This window comes from Buttiauxella sp. BIGb0552 (assembly GCF_004366275.1).
GTDB lineage: Bacteria > Pseudomonadota > Gammaproteobacteria > Enterobacterales > Enterobacteriaceae > Buttiauxella > Buttiauxella gaviniae.
Window position 1 is genome coordinate 43,385 of sequence record NZ_SODY01000005.1, and the last position, 23,536, is coordinate 66,920.

A 23,536-nucleotide genomic window follows, 5' to 3' on the forward strand; every position below is an offset into this window, starting at 1 on the left:
CTTGAAACGGGCTTTAAGAGAAAAAGTTACAAACGCCCCTGCTCTTTCAACCATTCACGCACGAGGAAAAGCGCACTCACATTTCGCGCTTCGCTAAAATCTTCCTCATTTAGCAGATCAAGCATTGACTCTATCGGCCAAAGCACTTGCGGTAGTTCTTCTGGCTCATCACCTTCCAGAGATTCTGGATAGAGATTCTCAGCAATCACGATGTTCATTTTGCTGGAGAAATAGGACGGTGCCATTGTCAATTTTTTCAAGAATGTTAGCTGATTAGCTCCGAAGCCAACCTCTTCTTTCAACTCGCGGTTCGCTGCTTCAAAGACAGTCTCGCCCGGGTCAATTAACCCTTTAGAGAAGCCAAGTTCATATGATTCCGTACCAACGGCGTATTCGCGAATCAAAATCAAATGGTTATCAACGATAGGGACTATCATTACAGCTTCGCGGGCGGATGGGCGCATACGCTCATAGACTCGGCGCACACCGTTGCTGAACTCCAGGTCCACCGTTTCGACATTAAACAGCCGTGAACGAGCCACGGTTTCAACATGTAAAATGGTCGGTTTTTGTAATGGTTTGCTCATCGTTGCTGGGCTAACAGTAAATGCAGGTGCTCCATTGTGCGTTATGCCACATATCTCACGCAACGGACATTAGTTATTATTTACATTTTTGCAACTTTAGGTGATTTTTCAAGACCTCTGCCACGTGTCAATAGACGACAAATGAAATAGGAATTTGCTGATATTTCTCGTAAAGTCGCTTTGCTAACATTATGTTACAGCAGGCTATACATACAAAAATGCCTCAAGATTGAGGCCGTACCTGCCGATAACGTTTTTTACACCCAAATGCTGTAAAGGGTGCAACTTGCTGCGTTTTAATAAGAAAACGAGTGTTTGATGGGGAAGGCATGAGCACCTTATTACTTCTTTTAGCTGCTATGCTGGCCTGCATCTTAATTGCGGGATGGCTTATCTGGCGCAGCCTGCGCTTACGCGCTCGTGCTTCACAAGCCCCATCGTTTAGCGGTGCAACTTCACGCAAGTTGACCACAGACGAACGCAATGCCGTTGAAAACTATATTGAATCATTAGACCGCACGCAGGATATCGTGGGGCCTTCAGGTGCCAGTGCTGCACCGACAAAACTAGTATTAAATTCCCTGAGCAACACAGCACTTGCTCTCACACGCTCCATCACCCGCTATGGCTTATCAACTGACGACCCGAATAAGTGGCGCTATTACCTTGATTCAGTAGAGGTGCATCTTCCACCATTCTGGGAACAGTACATTAGTAACGATAACTACGTTGAGTTGATTCGTACTGAAACCATGCCGTTGGTTATCTCCCTTAACGGGCACACGCTTATCGACTACAGCAGCGAAAATCGTGGTTTTGCACTGGAACAAACGCCCCATAGTCAGGCATCTATTCGTGGCGAAGAAAGCGAACAAATTGAGCTGCTCAATATCCGCCAGGAAACACCTGAAGAGTATGCACTGAGCCGTCCCGATGGGTTACGCGAAGCCATTCTTATTTGTGTCGCCTTTGTAATGCTGTTTTTGTGCCTGGTTACACCTGCAGTTGTGTTGCCATGGCTAGTCGGTGGTGCATTTATGCTACTGGCTGCGAGCCTTTGGGGCCTGTTTGCTCCTCCGGCAAAAAATGCTCTACGTGAGGTCCACTGTTTACGCGGTACACCTAAGCGCTGGGGGCTTTTTGGGGAATCGAATCAGGATCAGATTAACAATATCTCTTTGGGGATAATTGACCTGATCTACCCTGCGCACTGGCAACCATATGTTGCTCAGGACCTTGGGCAAAAAACCGATATTGATATTTATCTCGACAGGCATGTGATTCGCCAGGGTCGATTCCTGTCACTGCATGACGAAGTACGCAACTTCCCTATTCAGCATTGGGTTCGCAATCTGGTGATTGCCATTGGAAGCCTGGCCGTTTTGATCATGCTGACAATTTGGGTGCCGCTGGAGATGCCTTTAAAACTGAGTATCTCCAAGCTAAAAGGCGCGCAAACTATCGAAGCAACCACCGTAGCAGACCTCGATAAAACGACACTCCGTGTTGGTGATACGCTGAAAGTAAACGGTACTGGCATGTGCAATATCCACACGCCTAGTAATTATACCAATCGACAATCTTATCCGTTTACCCCCTTCGACTGTTCGCAAATCATCTGGAATAACGCGCAGGCGTTGCCGTTGCCTGAATCCGATATTATGGATAAAGCCACAGCACTGACTCAGGCGGTGAGTGGGCAAATTCATCCGCAAACCAGTGACGATTCGAAAGTAAACCCGCAGCTACGTAGTGCTATTCAAAAATCAGGCATGGTGTTGTTGGATGATTTCGCCGGTATTGTGCTGAAAACGCAGGCGCTATGTACCGCAGAAGATGAATGTGTTCGCCTCAAAAATGCGCTAGTCAATCTGGGTAATACCAAGGATTGGGATACGCTGACCAAAAAGGCAGATTCAGGAAAACTCACAGGCGTAAATGTTCTGCTGCGACCGGTCAGTGCCGAGTCACTAGATAACCTGGTCACCACCTCGACAGCGCCATTCTTTATTCGTGAAACAGCACGTGCCGCACAGTCTCTGAACAGTCCTGCTCCTGCTGGGTATGTGATTATTAGCGATGAAGGAAGTGATCTCGTAGACCAGCCTTTGCCACCGGTTCCGTTGTATGACATTCCGGCCCAGGAGCAGTGGAGTGAATTCCAGCGTCTAGCCGATATGCTGCTTAAAACGCCGTTTAGTGCCGAGGGAATTATTACCGGCATCTATCAGGATGCAAACGGTACGCAGCACATCACCCTGCATAAAATCCCGGATAGCAGCAGCCTGTGGCGCTACATCAGTACTACACTGTTGCTTATCGGCATGATTGCCTGTCTGCTCATTAACGGCGTGCTGGCGATTCGCCGCTACCGCCGCAGCCGCAATCGCCTGGCGCAAATCCAGCAGTACTACGATAACTGTATAAATCCATCTTTAACCACGATCTCCGCTGTACGCCCGCTGTTCTAAACGTCACGCGGCAGGTTGTGCTAACCTGTCGCGCAGTTTCCTCTAATCAGGTCCGAACCTATGCATATTGATATTGCCTGGCAGGATGTCGATACCGTATTGCTCGATATGGACGGCACATTGCTGGATCTCGCGTTCGATAGCCACTTCTGGCAAAAATTGGTGCCAGAAACAGTCAGTGAGCAAAGAAACATTCCACTGGATGAAGCCCATCAGTTGATTGCCCGCGAATATCACGACGTGCAACATACGCTAAACTGGTACTGTCTGGATTACTGGAGCGAGCGTCTGGGGTTGGATATTTGTGCAATGACCACCACGCAAGGGCCAAATGCCGTGCTGCGTGAAGATACCGTCCCGTTCCTTAATGCCCTGAAAGACTGCGGCAAGCGGCGTATCTTACTGACGAATGCCCATCCACATAATCTGGCCGTCAAACTTGAACATACCGGTTTAGGCCAACACCTTGATTTATTGCTTTCCACCCACACATTTGGTTATCCGAAAGAAGATCAGCGGTTGTGGCAAGCCGTTGCCGAGCATACCGGGCTGGAACCCGCCAGAACGCTATTTATTGACGATAGCGAAGCTATTCTGGACTCCGCCGCGAAGTTTGGTATTCGTTATTGCCTGGGCGTGACCAATCCCGATTCTGGCCAGGCTGACAAAACTTACCAGCATCATCCGGCATTGAACGACTATCGCCGACTACTCCCGAAGTTGATATCTAAGGAGTCGTGATGAAAGAAAAATCGTCTGAAGGTGTGCGTCTCGACAAATGGCTGTGGGCTGCACGTTTTTATAAAACGCGAGCTATTGCTCGGGAAATGGTTGAAGGCGGTAAGGTGCATTACAACGGGCAACGCAGCAAACCGAGTAAAATCGTTGAGCTGAATGCCATGTTGACGCTACGCCAGGGCAATGACGAGAAAACCGTTAAAGTGCTGGCGCTAACTGAACAGCGCCGCCCGGCCACCGATGCCTCGCAGCTTTATGAAGAGACAGCGGAAAGTATCACTAAGCGGGAAAAAGTAGCGCTGGCACGCAAAATGAACGCGCTGACCATGCCCCACCCCGACCGACGCCCGGATAAAAAAGAGCGTCGTGATTTGATGAAATTTAAACACGGTGGCAACGAATAAAAGATGTCATCCGAATGAGAGAAAATTATGACCCAACACGACCAACTACATCGTTACCTGTTTGAAAACTTTGCCGTTCGCGGTGAACTGGTAACGGTTTCCGACACCTGGCAGCAAATCATGCAAAACCATGATTACCCAGCCCCGGTAAAAACCATTCTTGGTGAATTGCTGGTCGCAACCAGTCTACTGACTGCAACGCTGAAGTTTGATGGTGATATCACTGTGCAATTGCAGGGTGATGGTCCTATGACCCTCGCAGTGATTAACGGCAACAATAACCAGCAAATGCGTGGTGTTGCGCGTTTTAAAGGTGATATCCCTGCCGATGCGGATCTAAAAACGTTGGTTGGCAATGGCTATCTGGTCATTACTATCACCCCGGCTCAAGGAGAGCGCTACCAGGGTGTTGTTGGGCTTGAAGGTGATACTCTGGCGGCATGTCTGGAAGATTACTTCTTACGTTCCGAGCAGTTGCCAACGCGTCTGTTTATCCGCACTGGTGATGTTGAAGGCAAACCAGCAGCGGGTGGCATGTTGTTGCAAGTTCTGCCAGCGCAAGACGCACAGGCTGACGATTTCAACCACCTGGCGGCACTGACTGAAACCATCAAGGCTGAAGAGTTGTTGACCCTACCAGCTAATGACGTGCTGTGGCGTTTGTACCACGAAGAAGAAGTGACACTTTACGATCCTCAAAACGTTGAATTTAAGTGTACCTGTTCACGCGAACGCTGTGCCGATGCACTAAGAACTCTGCCTGATGAAGAAGTGAATAGCATCATTGCAGAAGAAGGCGAAATCGACATGAACTGTGACTACTGCGGTAATCACTACGTGTTCAACGCCATGGACATTGCAGAGATCCGCAACAACGCATCCCCAGCAGATCCGCAAGTGCATTAATGTCTTTTGCCCTTCCATTTATGGAAGGGCAAATCTTCGTTTCATAGAATTGAGTGCTTAATCACACCTCGTCCGTTAATCGCACTATTTTTTAACATATTCAGAATATTTTCCCTGCCGTACTAGCATTTCCTGCCATACTCTCACCCCGTTGTGACTCGCTTCACAGCGTTTTCCGCTATACCCAAGCTATTCAAAATGCAGGTAGGCGGCAATCGAATGAATCCCGATGAGCTTACTCAAGTAAGTGATTAGGGTAAATGAGAGCAGCCAATACCCCCGCATTTTGAAGGGCGAAGGGTATATATGGATTCGAGTGGATACTCAAATCTATGATAGGTGTCGCGGTTAACAACCAATAAACAACCCTACAATCTCAGGCAGTACAAATTGGCTAAGGAGCAGTGAAATGCGAGTTAAAGGCATAACCCCGCAAGATCTCAAGGCTTATGGAATTCATGACGCAAGTGAAGTGGTTTACAACCCCGATTACGACACTCTGTATCACGAAGAACTCAACCCCAATCTGGAAGGTTTTGAGCGCGGCATTGAAACCAATCTCGGTGCAATAGCCGTAGATACCGGCATATTTACCGGCCGTTCCCCAAAAGATAAATACATCGTCCGTGACGACACCACCCGCGACACGCTGTGGTGGGCAGATAACGGCAAAGGTAAAAACGACAATAAACCGCTTAGTGAAGAAACCTGGCAGCATCTGAAAGGTCTGGTCACTAACCAACTCTCTGGCAAACGCCTCTTTATTATTGATGCTTACTGCGGTGCGAATGCAGACACCCGTCTGTCGGTGCGTTTTATTACCGAAGTGGCCTGGCAGGCTCATTTCGTTAAGAACATGTTCATCCGTCCAACCGAAGAAGAGCTTGAAACTTTCGAAGCAGATTTTGTGGTGATGAATGGCGCCAAGTGCACCAACCCACAATGGAAAGAGCAGGGTTTGAACTCTGAAAACTTCATCGCGTTTAACCTTACCGAGCGCGTGCAACTGATTGGCGGCACCTGGTACGGCGGCGAAATGAAGAAAGGGATGTTCTCAATCATGAACTACCTGCTGCCGCTAAAAGGCATCGCTTCAATGCACTGTTCGGCAAACGTCGGCGAAAAAGGCGATGTTGCTGTGTTCTTTGGCCTGTCTGGCACAGGTAAAACAACGCTTTCTACCGATCCGAAACGCCGCCTGATTGGTGATGACGAACACGGATGGGACGATGACGGCGTGTTCAACTTCGAAGGCGGTTGCTACGCAAAAACGATTCGTTTATCCCAGGAAGCAGAGCCAGAAATTTATAATGCGATTCGTCGTGACGCGCTGCTGGAAAACGTAACGGTACGTGCCGATGGTTCAATTGATTTTGACGACGGTTCGAAAACCGAGAACACTCGAGTTTCTTACCCGATTTACCACATCGAAAACATCGTTCAGCCGGTTTCGAAAGCTGGGCATGCCAAGAAAGTTATCTTCCTGACTGCTGATGCTTTTGGTGTATTGCCACCGGTTTCGCGCCTGACGGCCAACCAAACCCAGTATCACTTCCTGTCAGGCTTCACGGCCAAACTGGCGGGTACTGAACGTGGTGTCACCGAGCCGACGCCAACATTCTCTGCTTGCTTTGGCGCAGCATTCCTTTCTTTGCACCCAACGCAATATGCCGAAGTGCTGGTGAAACGCATGCAGGTGGCAGGTGCACAGGCCTATCTGGTTAACACTGGCTGGAATGGCTCAGGTAAGCGTATCTCCATTAAAGACACGCGCGCAATTATCGACGCTATTCTCAACGGTTCTCTGGACGATACCGAAACGTTCACCTTACCAATCTTTGGTCTTGCTGTTCCAACAGCACTGGCAGGCGTGGAAGGCAATATTCTGGACCCGCGTAAAACGTACGCATCACCAGAACAGTGGCAGGAAAAATCGGAGCAACTGGCTAAGTTGTTTATCGAGAACTTCGAAAAATATACCGACACTCCAGCGGGTGCAGCACTTGTAAGCGCAGGGCCGAAGATTTAATTTTCGAATAGCGAATGAGTTTGTATGGGGGATTAGCACAAGTAACATCCACCATCTATGCTAACCCGAGCTACAAAAAAGCGAACCTTAAAGGTTCGCTTTTTTATTTATCACTCAGCTTTCTTTTAACTGGCTGACCGTTTTGTTCATCGGTAACGGTAAATAAGCCCGTATCCGCAAACCGCCCCGCTCACTAACGCCGATATCCAACAGGCCGTTATGGTTGTCGATAATACGCTGCACAATCGCCAGCCCTAAACCGGTGCCGCTGGTGCTCCGCGCACTATCACCACGCACGAAAGGTTGGAACAGATGCTTGAGCTGGTCAGGTTTAATCCCTGGGCCGTCATCTTCCACCTGGAACCAGGCACGGTTTAACTCGCCGCCACTGCTGACCTTAATCCAACCATTTCCGTAACGCGCTGCGTTCACCACCATATTGGCCGCGGCACGTTTAATGGATAACGGGTGGATGTTGACCAGCAATTCGCCGGCTTGCAGATCGGTGTCGATTTCTCGCTCGTATCCACTTTCCGCTGCCACCACTTCGCCCAATACGGTGTTGAGATCGGCGGTTTCCAGCGGCATCTCTTGCCCGGTACGCAGGTAATCGATGAACTGCTCGATTATCGCATTACACTCTTCGATATCTTTATTAATCGATTCAGACAGATAGCCATCTTCTTCACTCATCATTTCTGTTGCCAGACGAATACGAGTGAGTGGTGTACGCAAATCGTGACTAACACCCGCCATTAGCAGCGTGCGGTCATCGGCGAGTTGCTTCACACCAGCAGCCATATGGTTGAACGCCCGGGTAACAGAGCGCACCTCAGACGCGCCATATTCACGAAGCGGTGGCGGAATGATCCCCTTACCTACTTGCAAAGCAGCATGTTCAAGGTCAACCAAGGGTCGGTTCTGAATACGAATAAACAGCCATGCGCCGCCTATCGCGAGCAGCATTATCGCAAGCGTATAGCGGAACAGTGGTGAGAAGTCGCCCTGATGAATTTCAGTCAGAGGAACGCGAACCCAGATATTCGGTGACAGCCACGTCTTCAGCCAGACAACCGGCGAGCTTTTGTTAACCTCAACCCGAACTTCGGTTGGGCCACCCAACTGCTGCGCCATTTGATGACTGAGGAATTCGTAATGCTGAGCCCAGCGTAAACCCGCGTCTTCCGCCGCTTCATTGGAATAAAGAGAGATACCCAATTCACGGTAGATTTCACGCCGAAATGCAGGCGGAACCACCAGTTGCGTGCCATCTTCCAATTGCAGCTTATCGGTCATCAGCATACGGACTTCGTAAGCCAGTACCTTATTAAACTGCTGCAAACTCGGCAAAATGGCGAAGTTCAGCACCACAAGATAGGTCGTCACCAGGCTGACGAACAGCAAGGTGACGATCAGTAACAGCGTGCGTGCAAACGAGCTTCTGGGGGAGAAGCGGACTCGCCTCATGCCTTGGAACCGTCCGGCACGAATACGTAGCCCAGGCCCCATACGGTCTGGATATAGCGTGGATGCGCAGGGTCTTCTTCAACCATGCGGCGCAGGCGGGAGATCTGCACGTCAATAGAACGTTCCATCGCACTGTATTCACGGCCACGGGCCAGGTTCATCAGCTTATCGCGTGATAATGGCTCACGAGGGTGGCTCACCAGTGCTTTCAGCACTGCGAACTCGCCGCTGGTTAATGGCATAGGCTCATCTTCACGGAACATCTCACGGGTACCGAGGTTCAGTTTAAACTTACCAAAGGCAATCACCGCCTCTTCCTGAGAAGGAGCGCCCGGCAGTTCATTGGCCTGGCGGCGCAGAACAGCACGGATACGCGCAAGCAGTTCGCGCGGGTTGAATGGTTTTGGAATGTAGTCATCGGCACCAATTTCCAGACCAACAATTCGGTCAACTTCTTCGCCTTTCGCGGTGACCATAATGATTGGCATTGGATTACTTTGACTGCGCAGACGGCGACAAATAGACAAGCCATCTTCACCTGGTAGCATCAGATCAAGCACCATCAGGTGGAAGGACTCACGGGTTAGCAGGCGATCCATCTGTTCTGCGTTAGCAACGCTACGGACCTGGAAGCCTTGTTCGGTGAGATAACGTTCTAACAGCGCGCGAAGGCGCATGTCGTCATCCACGACCAGAATCTTATAATTCTCTTGCATTCTTATACTCCCAAAGGCACGAACAGTGAGTGCGTATTCTTAAAAAACTGGAGCGTTACGACCAGTCAATTCTGGTATATATTCTAGTCGAAATTGTTACAAAGCATATTAAACAGATGGTTATGGGCACTTTTTAACACAGAATAATGACTTACTTCGCAAATCTCCGGGATTGCCATCACCCTGATATTTCGGTTTAAATCACCTTTAATTGTTCCACCCATGCAAGGCTTGCTGATGAAAACGCCATTAATTACCCGCGAAGGCTATGAAAAGCTCAAACAAGAAAAGGACTACTTGTGGCGTGAAGAGCGTCCAGAGGTGACAAAAAAGGTCACCTGGGCGGCAAGCCTTGGCGATCGCAGTGAAAATGCCGACTACCAGTACAACAAAAAACGTCTGCGAGAAATAGATCGTAGAGTGCGTTATCTCACGAAATGCCTCGAACAGTTGAAGATTGTCGACTATTCACCGCAACAAGAAGGCAAAGTGTTCTTCGGCGCGTGGGTGGAAATTGAAAATGACGCAGGAAACCAGATGCGTTTTCGCATTGTGGGCTATGACGAAATTTTTGGCCGCAGAGATTACATTTCTATTGATTCTCCAATGGCACGCGCCCTGCTGAAAAAAGAAGTGGGTGACCTCGCTATCGTGCAAACGCCCGCCGGTGAAGCACAGTGGTACGTCAATGAAATCGAGTATGTGAAATAAGCACAAGCCAGCCGCAGAACTGTCCGATTCATCACCACTCAGGCGCTGTGGCTGGCATTTTCACCCTCCAATCCGTATAACTATCCCCAATAATTTCGACTCAAACAGATGAAAAAACCATGATGAATGATTCACTCTGCCGCATTATTGCCAGCGAACTAAAGGCCCGCAACGAACAGGTTGATGCCGCCGTTCGCCTGCTGGACGAAGGGAATACCGTGCCATTTATTGCGCGTTATCGTAAGGAAGTCACCGGCGGTCTGGATGACACGCAACTGCGTCAGTTAGAAACCCGTCTTGGCTATCTGCGCGAGCTGGAAGACCGCCGCCAGACCATCCTGAAATCCATTACCGACCAGGGTAAATTGACCGACGAACTCGCATCAGCCATTAATGGCACGCTGAGCAAAACCGAGCTTGAAGACCTCTATTTGCCGTATAAGCAAAAGCGCCGTACGCGCGGGCAAATTGCTATCGAAGCCGGTCTGGAGCCTCTGGCTGAGTTGCTGTGGAATGACCCGTCCCACACGCCGGAAGAAGCCGCTGCAAGTTACGTTGACGCAGATAAAGGCGTTGCCGACACCAAAGCCGCACTCGATGGCGCACGCTACATTCTGATGGAGCGTTTTGCCGAAGACGCCGCGCTGCTGGCAAAAGTGCGTAACTACTTGTGGAAAAATGCGCATCTGGTTGCCAATGTCGTGGCTGGCAAAGAAGAGGAAGGCGCAAAATTCCGTGACTACTTCGACCATCACGAACCGATTGCTACCGCTCCCTCACACCGTGCGCTCGCAATGTTCCGTGGCCGCAACGAAGGTATTTTACAGCTTGCGCTCAATGCCGATCCGCAGCATGACGAACCACCGCGTGAAAGCTATTGCGAACAAATCATTATCGACCATCTCGGCCTACGCCTGAATAACGCACCAGCAGACGCCTGGCGTCGCGCCGTGGTGAGCTGGACCTGGCGCATCAAGGTGCTGATGCACCTCGAAACCGAGCTGATGGGTACCGTGCGTGAACGCGCCGAAGACGAAGCGATCAACGTTTTCGCCCGCAACCTGCATGATTTATTGATGGCCGCTCCGGCTGGCCTGCGTGCCACCATGGGCCTCGATCCAGGCCTGCGTACTGGCGTGAAAGTCGCGGTTGTTGATTCAACCGGCAAACTGGTCGCCACCGATACCATTTACCCACACACCGGCCAAGCCGCGAAAGCGGCTGTTGGCGTCGCCGCGCTTTGTCAGAAGCACAACGTCGAACTTGTAGCGATCGGCAACGGCACTGCATCACGCGAAACCGAGCGTTTCTTCCTCGACGTTCAAGAGCAATTCCCGAAAGTCACCGCGCAGAAAGTGATTGTCAGCGAAGCAGGCGCATCGGTTTATTCGGCATCTGAACTGGCAGCACTGGAATTCCCGGATCTCGATGTTTCGATTCGCGGTGCGGTTTCTATTGCTCGCCGCCTGCAAGATCCCCTGGCGGAGCTGGTGAAAATCGACCCGAAATCTATCGGTGTCGGCCAGTATCAGCACGATGTGAGCCAGTCACAGCTGGCGAAGAAACTGGATGCGGTCGTCGAAGACTGTGTAAACGCCGTTGGCGTGGACTTGAATACCGCGTCGGTGCCATTACTGACTCGCGTGGCAGGTTTAACGCGCATGATGGCGCAGAACATCGTTAACTGGCGTGATGAAAATGGCCGTTTCCAGAACCGCCAGCAGTTGCTGAAAGTGAGCCGTCTGGGGCCAAAAGCCTTCGAACAGTGCGCAGGTTTCTTGCGTATTAACCACGGTGATAACCCGCTGGATGCCTCCACCGTTCACCCGGAAGCCTACCCAATTGTTCAGCGTATCCTGGCTGCGACCGAACAAGCGCTACAGGATTTGATGGGCAACGGCGAAGCATTGCGCGGCCTGAGCCCACGCGATTTCACCGATGAACGCTTTGGTGTGCCAACAGTGACCGACATCATCAAAGAGCTCGAAAAACCAGGCCGTGACCCGCGCCCTGAGTTCAAAACAGCGAAGTTTGCTGATGGCGTTGAAACCATGAACGACCTTCAGCCTGGCATGGTGCTGGAAGGGGCTGTCACCAATGTGACTAACTTCGGTGCGTTTGTAGATATCGGCGTGCATCAGGATGGTTTAGTCCACATTTCCTCACTTTCCGACAAATTCATCGACGACCCGCATAAAGTGGTGAAAGCTGGTGATATCGTCAAAGTGAAAGTGATGGAAGTGGATCTGGCGCGCAAACGTATTGCGCTCACCATGCGTCTGGATGAGCAGCCAGGTGAGTCCAACCGCCGTGGTTCCGCACCGCGTGAGCAAACCGAACGCCGCCCGGCACAGCCGCAAAAACCTCGCGGGCGTGATAATGCTGGCAGCAGCGCCGGTAACAGTGCGATGAGTGATGCACTGGCAGCGGCATTGGGTAAGAAACGTTAATCCTTAATGCTGATTTCCCCCTCTCCTTTCATCAGGAGGGGGCGGAATAAACCCCCATCTATTTCCCCAGTGTTAAATTCAGCACAATTTGCCTCTTTCATGCCCGGTAGCGAATGAATAACATTTCTTTAGCATCCGCAGTAATTCGTCAGAAAATAGAGTGAGTTTGCTATAGATCAATTTTCGCAAAAATATAAAAACACCACTAATATTTATCAAACATGTAACACCTGAAATATCATGACAACATTAGTAGAGATAAAATAATAAAATTATCATTTTAAAATAAATGCAACTTATTGTTATTAATGGTTTTTATATAAAAATAGCTTGTGCACCCCACATTTATAATTAATAAAACCTCCCTGAAAAAATAAATTCAAACGAGTCATTCACCACAAAAATAATTATTGAAGACAGAAACCATTCTCATTATCATTGATTTGTTCGTTATTTCTCCTCAATGCCCAACGATATTTTTAAATACCCGAGCCCAGCTCTAAGTAGGTCTTATGCGTTTCTTACCAAGTAGTGCGTGGAAGATTACCGGCTTTTCCAGCGAAATTAGTCCGTCATACCGCCAAAAATTATTATCACTCGGTATGTTGCCTGGCTCTTCATTCAACGTTGTACGTGTTGCGCCGTTAGGCGACCCAATTCATATCGAAACACGTCGCGTCAGCCTGGTACTACGTAAAAAAGATCTCGAATTACTGCACGTTGAAGCCATTGCCTGATTGGCGGGGTGAGCGCTCGCGCTCGTTGCTATTTTCTTTAAGTTCACGAAAAAAATGAAAAAATTAACTATCGGCTTAATCGGTAACCCTAACTCCGGGAAAACCACGTTATTCAACCAGCTCACCGGTTCACGCCAGCGAGTGGGTAACTGGGCGGGCGTTACCGTAGAACGTAAAGAAGGTCAGTTTTCAACGCTTGCACATCAGGTCACACTTGTTGATCTGCCGGGTACCTACTCGCTGACCACCATTTCATCGCAAACTTCTCTGGATGAACAAATTGCCTGCCACTACATCTTGAGTGGTGATGCAGACTTACTGATAAATGTCGTCGATGCGTCCAACCTTGAGCGCAATTTGTATCTGACGCTGCAATTGCTCGAACTCGGCATTCCGTGTGTCGTCGCGCTTAACATGCTCGACATCGCCGAGAAGCAAGATATTCGCATTGATATCGACGCGCTGGCTGCACGCCTGGGCTGCCCGGTCGTTCCACTGGTTTCCACTCGTGGCCGTGGCATGGAAGGCCTGAAACTGGCAATCGACCGCCGCCAGCCAAACACGCATAGCGATTTAGTGCTTTATCCGCCACGTCTGCTTGAAGAAGCCGACAAGCTTGCGGCAGAAATGCCTGCGGATATGCCAGAGCAGCAACGCCGTTGGTTAGCGCTGCAAATGCTCGAAGGCGATATCTACAGCCTTGAATATGCCGGTCATGCCGCGGACAAACTGGACGCGGTACGTGCACAACTGGCAGAAGAGAACGAAGACCCCGCACTGCTGATTGCCGATGCGCGTTATCAAACCATCGCCGCCATCTGTGATTCCATCAGTAATAGCCTGACCGCCGAACCGCATCGCTTAACGGCAATGATGGATAAAATCATTCTTAACCGTTTCCTCGGCTTGCCTGTTTTCTTGCTGGTGATGTACCTGATGTTCTTGCTGGCGATTAACATTGGCGGCGCATTACAACCCATTTTTGACGGCGGTTCTGCGGCCATCTTTATCCACGGTATTCAGTGGATTGGCGCCACACTTCACTTCCCAAGCTGGCTGACGATTTTCCTCGCCCAGGGTATCGGCGGTGGTATCAACACCGTGCTGCCACTGGTGCCGCAAATCGGTATGATGTACCTGTTCCTCTCGTTCCTTGAAGACTCCGGCTACATGGCGCGTGCGGCATTTGTGATGGATCGCCTGATGCAATCCCTCGGCCTGCCGGGCAAATCATTCGTACCCTTGATTGTTGGCTTTGGCTGTAACGTGCCGTCGGTGATGGGTGCACGTACGCTCGATGCTCCGCGTGAACGCCTGATGACCATCATGATGGCGCCGTTTATGTCATGTGGCGCACGCCTTGCCATCTTTGCAGTATTTGCCGCCGCGTTCTTCGGGCAGCAAGGTGCGCTGGTTGTCTTCTCACTCTATATTCTTGGCATCGTGATGGCGATTCTGACCGGGCTGATGCTCAAGCACACCATCATGCGTGGTGAAGCAACGCCATTTGTGATGGAACTGCCGGTCTACCACGTTCCGCACCTGAAAAGCCTGCTGCTGCAAACCTGGCAACGCCTGAAAGGTTTTGTGCTGCGTGCCGGTAAAGTTATCGTCATCGTCAGTATTTTCATTGGTGCGCTAAATAGCTTCTCGTTTAGCGGCAAAGAAGTGGACAACATCAACGATTCGGCGCTGGCGTCGGTCAGCCGTGTGCTCACTCCGTTGCTAAAACCGATTGGTGTTCACGAAGATAACTGGCAGGCGACCGTCGGCCTGTTCACTGGCGCCATGGCAAAAGAAGTGGTGGTCGGTACGCTCAACACGCTTTACACCGCTGAAGACATGCACGAAGAACCGTTTGATGCTGCAAGTTTCAATTTGCTTGATGAGTTAGGCGGCGCAGCAGGTGAAACCTGGCAAAGCCTGAAAGACACCTTCAGCCTGAGCGTGCTGCTCAACCCAATCGAAGCCAGCAAAGGCGACGGTGAAATGGCAAGCGGCGCAATGGGTGTGATGAGCAGCAAATTTGGCAGCCCGGCTGCGGCCTATAGCTACCTGATTTTCGTTCTGCTCTATATCCCCTGCATTTCGGTGATGGGTGCGGTCGCCCGCGAGTCCAGCCGTGGCTGGATGATGTTCTCGGTATTGTGGGGGCTAAATATCGCCTACTCGCTGTCCACGCTTTACTACCAGACGGTAACGTTTAGTGCTCATCCGAAGTACAGCCTGGTCTGTATTCTCGCGGTGGTGTTGTTCAACGTGCTGTTAATTGGTGGGTTGCGTAAAGCTCGCAGCCGTGTGGATGTCAGCCTGATGACAACCCGTAAAACAGTCGAAGCGGCCTGCTGTAAAAGCACTGCTGGCGATTGCCACTAAGGAGAAGGTATGGCGAGCTTAATTGAGATTCGTGATGCGCTGGCGCTACAAGGGCGCATGGATGCCACGCAAATTAGCCAACAGCTCGCCACGCCGTTGCCATTGGTGAATGCAATGCTGAGCCGCCTTGAAGCGATGGGTAAAGCAATGCGTATCACCGAAGACCCGAGCGATTGCCTGACGGGGAGCTGCAAGAGCTGCCCTGAAGGGAAGAAATGTGTTCGGGAAGTGTGGGCGTTGCGCGCGTAGGTGGAGGGTGTCGCTTACGCTAATCCCCCTACAAAACCCGCAAATGAACTGAAACGCGTGCGAACCGACATCCGACATTAACCAAGCTGCTTTTGAAACGCCTCAAGCGCCAGGCACACATCCTGTGGATGCGAAATAAACGGCGCATGAGCCGCTTTCGGGAAAATCACTGCTTCGCTTTGCGGCCACTGTTCATCTAACAAACCCGCGATTTTACGCGGCACCAGCCCATCCAGATAACCGTATAAACGCAAGAACGGCACTGTAAGCTGGCGCAAAGGCTCGCGTAAATCTGCGGTCTTGAGAATTTCCAGCCCACCGTTTAACACCTCAACACCCGGCATTGGTTGCTCAAGCACTACCGCTTTCAAACGGCGTGCATCCTGGCGTGCGGTTTCTGTTCCCAGCGTCTGGAGCGCCAAAAAGCGCTCAACGGTACGCTGAAAATCTTCACTCAACTGATGCTGGAAACCCGCAAGAACGTCAGGTTTAATGCCCGGCCACTCATCCTGAGCGGTGAAACAAGGCGAGGACGCGATAGTCACCAGCCCTTTCACACGCTCCGGATGACTTAATGCAACCTGACTTGCCACCAGCCCACCCAGACTCCAGCCAAGCCAAATCGCCTGCTCTGGCGCCTGCGCCAACACGATATCAGCCATTTCCTCTAGTGAGAGCGCCCCGAAGTCCTGGCTGCGGCCATAGCCTGGCAAGTCGACAAGATGAAGACGAAAATGCGAGCTTAATTCCTCACAAATGCAATGCCACACTTCCGCATTCAGCCCCCATCCGTGCAGCAGCACAAGATCATCTTTCCCTTCACCTTTTGTCTGCCACCAAAGCTTGCTCATCAGTTACTGTTCTCATTTTTATCTGCAAGGAAGCGAATATGCTAACAATCCCAGGGCTATGTTGGCTATGCCAGATGCCACTCACCTGCGCACATTGGGGCCTTTGTTCATGCTGCGTTAAAGCATTACCCGCTCCGCCGCCCTGCTGTCCGCGCTGTGGATTACCTGCCACACATACAAAATCGCCCTGCGGCCGTTGCCTGCAAAAACCACCGGAATGGGATGCGTTGTTGTTCGTCACGGATTATGGCCCACCGCTAAGTCAGCTTATTCAGCGGTTTAAATTTAACGCCACTGTCGCGCTGGCTCCGGCATTGGCGCGTTTAATGCTGTTGCGTGTACTGCAAGCAAAACGCTTTAGCCAGTGGCCTAAACCCGATTGTATCGTGAGTGTTCCATTGTATTCGCGTCGTGCCTGGCGGCGTGGTTTTAATCAAAGCGACCTGTTGGCAAGACAGCTTTCACACTGGCTGCAATGTGACTATATGCCGCGAGGGTTGCTGCGGATCCGCGCCGCGCAGGTGCAGCATCAACTGAACGCACGTATGCGTCGCAACAATCTTAAAGGTGCTTTCAGGGTTGATTTTCCAGTGGCTGGGCGCCATATAATTATTGTGGATGATGTCGTCACGACGGGCAGTACGGTGGCGGAAATTGCGCGGATGCTGAAAAAGCAGGGCGCGGCGACTATCCAGGTGTGGTGCCTTTGTCGAACCTTGTAGACCCTCGATGATGGGCGTATTATAACCGACTAAAATAGTCAACTATTGAGCAATCGTTATGATCCGTATTTCCGATACAGCACAATCCCACTTTGCCAAACTGCTGGCAGGTCAGGAAGAAGGGACGCAAATTCGCGTATTCGTCATTAATCCTGGTACTCCAAATGCGGAGTGCGGGGTTTCTTACTGTCCGCCGGATGCGGTAGAAGCGTCAGATACTGCCCTCAAATTCGAGCAGTTGACCGCATATGTCGATGAACTGAGCAAACCTTATCTTGAAGATGCTGAAATTGATTTCGTCACCGACCAGCTTGGCTCACAGCTGACGCTGAAAGCGCCAAACGCCAAAATGCGTAAAGTTTCCGATGATGCGCCTTTGATGGAGCGCGTTGAATACATGCTGCAAGCGACGGTAAACCCACAGCTGGCAGGCCACGGCGGTCGCGTTACGCTGATGGAAATCACTGATGAAGGTTTTGCGATTCTGCAATTTGGCGGTGGTTGTAACGGCTGTTCAATGGTAGACGTAACCCTGAAAGAAGGCATCGAAAAGCAGCTGCTGGCTGAGTTCCCGGAACTGAAAGGCGTTCGCGATTTGACCGAACACCAGCGCGGCGAGCATTCATACTATTGATTTTCACCCTCACCCCGGCCCTCTCCCCCAGGAGAGGGAGCAAAGAAAGAGCCCTCTTCTGGGCTGTCTCTTATACGCAATTTTGAAGGGCTGTTCTTGCCAATTCGGAGAAGGTTCCGTTCACCAGGCAACAGCGTGTTTATGTCGCGACTGAACCGGTGAACGTCTTAGGGTGGCCACCGTCGCCACCCTAAGAACCCGGACTCCCGGCAAATAAATCGCCGCAAGCGGTAAACCTCCATTTTGCCTCCGTGTCAGGGTCGGTTGCGATTCGTTCCAGACGATCGCGCCCTCCAGCCGTTCCCGACGGCTGGACCCTGCCACCTGGAGTCAAAATGGAGGCGATTTAAGCCGGACCCGAAATTCAAAGTCAAAGGCCAGAGCGGTTTTGACCTTGTTCCCGGCTTCAATCGCACCGTTTTTTACCCTTCAGTCGGGGTCACATGGCCGGGAGCCACGTGAGAGAGCGATCGTCGGGAACGAATCGCGAACGACCCCGAATGTTGGGTGAAAAACGGTGTTTACCGCTTTAGCGGCGATTGATTTGCCGGGCGCCTGGATTATCAAGGGGTTGGCGCTAACCCCTTGATACGTTCACCGTTTTCGGGGATTAAAGAAATAACTGAACGCACGGGTGAACGGAAAATCAGCGAGGCTTACAGATCTCGCCCCGACAAGATTGCCAGGGCGAGTTATGTATAAGAGAAAGCTACAGGGGAGAGAGTTAGAGTGAGGGCGTATTACTCCTTCACCTTTTCTTACGTCGCTTATCCAAATCCTTTAGCAACTTATTCACTTCTTCATCGGCGAATATCGCCTCAAGCGAAGTCGATAACTTGCGACGCCAGTTCTTATATTGATAGCTGGTGCCTGGAATATTCACCGGCTCCGCCATACCCAACCAATCCTCCGGCTGCAGGCCCAGTAACGCACTGTTGCTATCGGCGATGTAGCGCTGCATTCCACGATTAAGCGTTGATGTCATCGCCATCATTGAAGCCTTGTGTCCGGCGCGTTTTGGCAGGCAACCATATTTATGCAACCCATCCAGCAAACCTTGTTTCGCCCGTTCACGATCCTTATACAACTCAGTCAACATCTCGTCGTCTGGATAAAGCCCAAGCGTTTTACCCAGCGTCAAATCACCGCTTTCCCAGTAACCACGCAGCGTCGGTAAATCGTGAGTCGTAGCAACCGCCATTGACTGCTTCGGCCAAGCTTTTGGCGAGCGGAACTGCTTTTCGTCGTCATGCTCGAAATAGAGCACTTTATACGAGTAAACCCCGCTGTCGCGCAGCTTACCGACGATCTCAACCGGCACAGTACCCAGATCTTCACCGATCACCATGCAATTATGACGTTTACTTTCCAGCGCGAGGATCGACAGAAGATCGTCGACCGGGTAATGCACATATGCGCCTTTATCTGCGGTTTCACCGTAAGGGATCCACCACAAACGCAGCATCGACATCACGTGGTCAATACGCAATGCACCGCAGCTGGTCATATTGGCGCGCAGCAGCTCGATAAATGGCTGATAGGCACGCGCCGTAATCACATGCGGGTCCATCGGTGGTAAACCCCAGTTCTGGCCGAGCGGACCGAGAATATCCGGCGGGGCACCCACCGAGGCTTTCAGGCAGTAAAGCTCGCGGTCACACCAGGTTTCAGAACCGCCTTCGGCAACACCTACCGCTAAGTCGCGATACAGGCCGATTGGCATTTTAAAGCCCTGGCTGGTTTGCCAGCATGCATCGAACTGAACGTAGGCCAGGTATTGCAGCCACAGATAGAAATTCACTTCGTCACTGTGTTCGGTGCAGAACTCTTTTACTTCAGGATTATGCGCGTCGCGGAAACCTTCCGGCCATACCGGCCAGCCCCAACGCATTTCATCTTCTTTAACCTGGTATGCGTGCAGCGCATCGAAAGCGGCCTGGTAATAGAGGCTATCACCGCCTTCCTGCACAAACTTCTGGAATGCGACTACTTGTTCATCACGCGCACCGCGCCGCGAAAACTGCTTCCACGCCATGCGCAGAGCGGCCATCTTCAGCACGGTCACGGTGGAATAATCCACCCATTGCGCATCACGGGCTTCATTCAGCATTTGCTGCGTGACCGGCATTTTCCACCAGTCTTGCGCTTCATCACTGAGCAAGAAATCATCGACCGCATTCACGTCGATATAAATCACATTCAACCATCGGCGGGAAGACGGGCTATACGGGCTGGCGCTTTCCGGGTTTGCTGGATACAGCGCGTGGATTGGGTTCAGGCCGATAAACGCCCCACCCCGTTTTGCGACATCCACCAGCATGCGCTGTAAATCACCGAAATCGCCAATTCCCCAGTTATGCGCGGAACGTAAGGTGTAGAGCTGCACGCATGCGCCCCACAGTTTTTCATCCTGCATCAGTGCTACAGGTTCATAGCAGCGTTTTGGCGCAACAATCACGCGGCACTGCCAGTGGTGTTCATTCTGGCTGACCGTCAGTTCGTGGTAGCCTTCCGCCAGCGCGGCAGGCAGAGTCAGTTTTTTACCTGCCAGTGCATGGCCTTTGTGCTGCTTACCGTCTTCGGTCGTTAACTGCCAGCTGTAATCACCGTTGCCTTCCAGCACCGTCGCCATGCGAGTGCCAGAGGTAAACACCAGTACATTTGCCACTGGCGTCACCACCACCTTTTTCAAGGTGGTGGTACGGCTCATGGCTTCCAGCAAACGCTGCTTGGTATCCGCAGGAATAGCCTGCGGTTTGCCATGGGCGTTAATGTAGTTTGGGCTAATTCCCGCCTCAAGGGCGGCGTTATCAAGACGTTTGCTGTCCATGCGTTCCCTTAGCGTTTTGCCTGCCAGATGCGTTGCTGATAATCACGGATAGAGCGATCGGAGCTGAACATGCCGCAACGAGCCGTGTTAAGAATGGCGGCGCGCGTCCAGGCTTCCTGGTCGAGATACAGTGCATCCGCCAGTTTTTGCGCTTCTGCGTATGCGGTGAAATCTGCCATCACTAAATACGGGTCGCCGCCTTGTTTACCGATGCTGTGCAGCATCTGGTCGAACGCATGTTTATCGCCATCGGCATAAATGCCCTTCTCCAGCTCTTTGAGCACCGCATCCAGCGTTTTATCTTTCTTACGCCATTTCACCGGGTCGTAGCCTTTGGCTTTGAGCGCTTTCACTTCTTCGACGGTGTGGCCAAAGATAAAGATGTTTTCCTCACCCACTTTCTCGGCGATTTCGACGTTCGCACCATCCAGCGTGCCAACGGTCAGTGCACCGTTGAGTGCCAGTTTCATATTGCCGGTACCGGATGCTTCTTTACCTGCGGTAGATATTTGTTCAGAAATATCCGCCGCCGGGATCATCACTTCCGCCGCAGAAACGCAGTAGTCAGGCAGGAATACCACTTTCAGTTGATCGCCAACGATCGGATCGTTATTGATGGCGTGGGCAACTTTGTTGATCGCGAAGATAATATTTTTGGCGAGGTAGTAACCCGGTGCCGCTTTCGCGCCAAACAGATACACACGCGGCACGCGGGCGGCTGTTGGGTTCTCACGAATTTCTTTGTACTGCGCCAGGATATGCAGCAGGTTCAGGTGCTGGCGTTTGTATTCGTGCAGGCGTTTGATTTGTACGTCGAACAACGCATCCGGGCTTATCACAATGCCAGTACGCGCTTTCACAAATGCCGCCAGCTTCACTTTGTTCTGGTATTTGATGTCGCGGTATTCTTTGCGGAATTTCGCGTCATCGGCGTATTTTTCCAGACCTTCCAGCACATCCAGATCGTTGGCCCACTCTTTCTTGAGTTTCTTATCAAGCAGAGCTGCCAGCGCCGGGTTGCACTGTTTGATCCAGCGGCGCGGTGTAATGCCGTTGGTGACGTTATGGAATTTGTTCGGCCATAGCTGGTGATATTCCGGGAACAGATCTTTGACCACTAAATCTGAGTGTAGCGCCGCAACGCCATTCACGGCGAAGCCACTGACAACACACATGTTCGCCATGCGAACTTGTTTGTCGTGCACAACGGCCAGTTTCGCCCAGACAGCCTCGTCGCCCGGCCAGGTTTTAGTAACCAACTTCTTAAAGCGTGCGTTGATCTCATTGATAATCTGCATATGACGCGGCAACAGCGCTTTCACCAGCTTCTCGTCCCAGCACTCCAGCGCTTCAGGCATCAAAGTGTGGTTGGTGTAAGCGAAGGTTCTGCTGGTGATGGCCCATGCGTCGTCCCAGCTCATCTGGTGCTCGTCGATAAGCACACGCAGCAGCTCTGGAATCGCGATAGTCGGGTGGGTGTCGTTCAGCTGAATCACTTCGTAATCAGCAAGTTCTTTAAGCTTGCGGCCCGCCAGATGGTGACGACGTAAAATATCGCCCACTGAACAAGCGCACTGGAAATACTGCTGCATCAGGCGCAGTTTCTTGCCGTTCAGGTGGTTGTCGTTCGGGTAAAGCACTTTAGTCAGTTTTTCAGCGTCGATGCCCTGCTGTTCTGCTTTCAGGAAATCGCCGTCGTTGAATTTGGTGAGGTCAAACGGATGAGCGTGTTTTGCCTGCCACAAACGCAGCGGTTGCGCCACGCCATTACGGTAGCCGAGAACAGGCAGATCCCAGGCTTCGCCATGGAAGATAAACGCCGGTTCCCAACGCACGGTTTTACCGTCTTTAATCACTTTACCGCCAACGCCCACTTGCACATCGAGCGCTGCGTTATGCTGGAACCATGGGTAGCTGCCGCGCTTCCAGTCGTCAGGCGCTTCCATCTGATGTCCATCCTGGAAGGATTGACGGAACAGGCCGTACTGGTAATTCAGACCGTAACCAATCGCAGACTGACCCACCGTCGCCATGGAATCCAGGAAACATGCCGCGAGGCGTCCCAGACCACCGTTGCCCAATGCCGGATCAATTTCTTCTTCCAGCAAATCAGTCAGGTTGATATCGAACGCTTTCAGCTCATCCGCCACTTCCTGATACCAGCCAAGGTTCAGCAAGTTGTTGCCCGTCAGACGACCAATCAAAAATTCCATCGAGATGTAGTTTACGTGGCGCTGCTGCTTCTCAGGTTTCGCAACAGGCTGCGCTGCCAGCAATTCGGCCAGCGCACCACTCACCGCATGCCACCATTGTTGCTGGGTCATTTCGGAAGCAGAGTGAAGTCCGTAACGCTGCCACTGACGTGTCAGTGCAGCCTGAAATTGTGCTTTATTGAAGGTCGTCTGTGACATAAGGGCTCGGGTCCTGTGATGTTCTAATTTCATTAGCGTTAGTGTGCAGGGTGGCTTGGGCTAATTCCTCATCCCGAGGGGGATTACGGAGGGAGGAGTAGCGGGGAGTAGCTAAAAATGTGATCGCCGCCACTTAACGGTAGGTGCTTGCTGGCAGAATGCCCACCAGCACTGAATTTTTGCTTCGACCAACTCTACGCCTCGAATGGATTCATCTAATCAATAGATTTGTGACAAAGTGCAACTT

General features: G+C 51.3%; 18 protein-coding genes. 12 read left to right on the forward strand and 6 right to left on the reverse strand.

The features are described from left to right. Nucleotides 1-26: 26 nt before the first annotated feature. Entirely contained in the window at nucleotides 27-587 is a 561-nt protein-coding gene (nudE, locus tag EDF88_RS15405; protein ID WP_134185664.1) for an ADP compounds hydrolase NudE, read from the reverse strand. Between the two features lie 329 nt (nucleotides 588-916). On the opposite strand from nudE, the gene EDF88_RS15410 reads away from it, so the two are divergent. The 5 genes from EDF88_RS15410 to pckA all read left to right on the forward strand — a co-directional run bounded on the left by EDF88_RS15410 (nucleotide 917) and on the right by pckA (nucleotide 7,135). Further along, entirely contained in the window at nucleotides 917-3,058 is a 2,142-nt protein-coding gene (locus EDF88_RS15410) for an intracellular growth attenuator family protein (protein ID WP_134185666.1), read from the forward strand. 60 nt (nucleotides 3,059-3,118) lie between these two features. Further along, nucleotides 3,119-3,799 (forward strand): GMP/IMP nucleotidase, encoded by a 681-nt coding sequence (gene yrfG / locus EDF88_RS15415; RefSeq protein WP_064514335.1) that lies wholly within the window; start codon nucleotides 3,119-3,121, stop codon nucleotides 3,797-3,799. Then, the gene (hslR, locus tag EDF88_RS15420; protein WP_064514338.1) at nucleotides 3,799-4,200 is read left to right on the forward strand and encodes a ribosome-associated heat shock protein Hsp15; all 402 of its coding nucleotides are present in this window, start codon (nucleotides 3,799-3,801) and stop codon (nucleotides 4,198-4,200) included. The genes yrfG and hslR overlap by 1 nt, the downstream gene beginning before the upstream one ends. Nucleotides 4,201-4,227: 27 nt before the next feature. Continuing rightward, nucleotides 4,228-5,106, forward strand: a complete 879-nt coding sequence (gene hslO / locus EDF88_RS15425) for an Hsp33 family molecular chaperone HslO (protein ID WP_064514340.1) — start codon at nucleotides 4,228-4,230, stop codon at nucleotides 5,104-5,106. Between the two features lie 409 nt (nucleotides 5,107-5,515). Next, on the forward strand, nucleotides 5,516-7,135 hold the full coding sequence (gene pckA / locus EDF88_RS15430) for a phosphoenolpyruvate carboxykinase (ATP) (protein ID WP_134185668.1): 1,620 nt from the start codon (nucleotides 5,516-5,518) through the stop codon (nucleotides 7,133-7,135). Between the two features lie 114 nt (nucleotides 7,136-7,249). Here the strand turns inward: pckA and envZ are convergent, their stop codons facing one another. After that, the gene (gene envZ / locus EDF88_RS15435) at nucleotides 7,250-8,602 is read right to left on the reverse strand and encodes a two-component system sensor histidine kinase EnvZ (RefSeq protein ID WP_034460303.1); all 1,353 of its coding nucleotides are present in this window, start codon (nucleotides 8,600-8,602) and stop codon (nucleotides 7,250-7,252) included. Next, nucleotides 8,599-9,318: a two-component system response regulator OmpR gene (ompR, locus tag EDF88_RS15440; protein WP_001157751.1), complete on the reverse strand. Its 720-nt coding sequence runs from the start codon at nucleotides 9,316-9,318 to the stop codon at nucleotides 8,599-8,601. Before ompR ends, envZ begins: the two co-directional genes overlap by 4 nt. Before the next feature lie 237 nt (nucleotides 9,319-9,555). Here ompR and greB point away from each other — a divergent pair, with 237 nt between their 5' ends. The 5 genes from greB (at nucleotide 9,556) to feoC (ending at nucleotide 15,841) form a co-directional block, all read left to right on the forward strand. Continuing rightward, nucleotides 9,556-10,029 carry a transcription elongation factor GreB gene (gene greB / locus EDF88_RS15445; RefSeq protein WP_064514344.1) on the forward strand — a complete coding sequence of 158 codons (474 nt, stop codon included), beginning with the start codon at nucleotides 9,556-9,558 and terminating at the stop codon, nucleotides 10,027-10,029. Between the two features lie 119 nt (nucleotides 10,030-10,148). Then, on the forward strand, nucleotides 10,149-12,479 hold the full coding sequence (locus EDF88_RS15450) for a Tex family protein (RefSeq protein ID WP_134185670.1): 2,331 nt from the start codon (nucleotides 10,149-10,151) through the stop codon (nucleotides 12,477-12,479). 512 nt (nucleotides 12,480-12,991) lie between these two features. After that, nucleotides 12,992-13,216, forward strand: coding sequence for a ferrous iron transporter A (gene feoA, locus EDF88_RS15455; protein WP_064514348.1), 225 nt, complete (start codon nucleotides 12,992-12,994; stop codon nucleotides 13,214-13,216). 54 nt (nucleotides 13,217-13,270) lie between these two features. Continuing rightward, nucleotides 13,271-15,592, forward strand: coding sequence for a Fe(2+) transporter permease subunit FeoB (gene feoB, locus EDF88_RS15460; protein ID WP_134185672.1), 2,322 nt, complete (start codon nucleotides 13,271-13,273; stop codon nucleotides 15,590-15,592). 9 nt (nucleotides 15,593-15,601) lie between these two features. Continuing rightward, nucleotides 15,602-15,841 (forward strand): [Fe-S]-dependent transcriptional repressor FeoC, encoded by a 240-nt coding sequence (gene feoC, locus EDF88_RS15465; protein ID WP_064561159.1) that lies wholly within the window; start codon nucleotides 15,602-15,604, stop codon nucleotides 15,839-15,841. Nucleotides 15,842-15,918: 77 nt separating this feature from the next. On the opposite strand, the gene bioH is transcribed toward feoC, so the two are convergent. Continuing rightward, nucleotides 15,919-16,692 (reverse strand): pimeloyl-ACP methyl ester esterase BioH, encoded by a 774-nt coding sequence (gene bioH, locus EDF88_RS15470; RefSeq protein ID WP_134185674.1) that lies wholly within the window; start codon nucleotides 16,690-16,692, stop codon nucleotides 15,919-15,921. Between the two features lie 38 nt (nucleotides 16,693-16,730). Between bioH and gntX the strand changes: the two genes are divergently transcribed. Both gntX and nfuA read left to right on the forward strand, forming a co-directional pair. After that, nucleotides 16,731-17,414 carry a DNA utilization protein GntX gene (gene gntX, locus EDF88_RS15475; RefSeq protein ID WP_064514357.1) on the forward strand — a complete coding sequence of 228 codons (684 nt, stop codon included), beginning with the start codon at nucleotides 16,731-16,733 and terminating at the stop codon, nucleotides 17,412-17,414. Nucleotides 17,415-17,472: 58 nt separating this feature from the next. Continuing rightward, the gene (nfuA, locus tag EDF88_RS15480; protein ID WP_064542768.1) at nucleotides 17,473-18,048 is read left to right on the forward strand and encodes a Fe-S biogenesis protein NfuA; all 576 of its coding nucleotides are present in this window, start codon (nucleotides 17,473-17,475) and stop codon (nucleotides 18,046-18,048) included. Nucleotides 18,049-18,796: 748 nt separating this feature from the next. Here nfuA and malQ read toward each other — a convergent pair. Continuing rightward, the gene (malQ, locus tag EDF88_RS15485; RefSeq protein ID WP_134185676.1) at nucleotides 18,797-20,878 is read right to left on the reverse strand and encodes a 4-alpha-glucanotransferase; all 2,082 of its coding nucleotides are present in this window, start codon (nucleotides 20,876-20,878) and stop codon (nucleotides 18,797-18,799) included. 8 nt (nucleotides 20,879-20,886) lie between these two features. Next, on the reverse strand, nucleotides 20,887-23,289 hold the full coding sequence (gene malP / locus EDF88_RS15490) for a maltodextrin phosphorylase (RefSeq protein WP_134185678.1): 2,403 nt from the start codon (nucleotides 23,287-23,289) through the stop codon (nucleotides 20,887-20,889). Nucleotides 23,290-23,536: the final 247 nt, after the last annotated feature.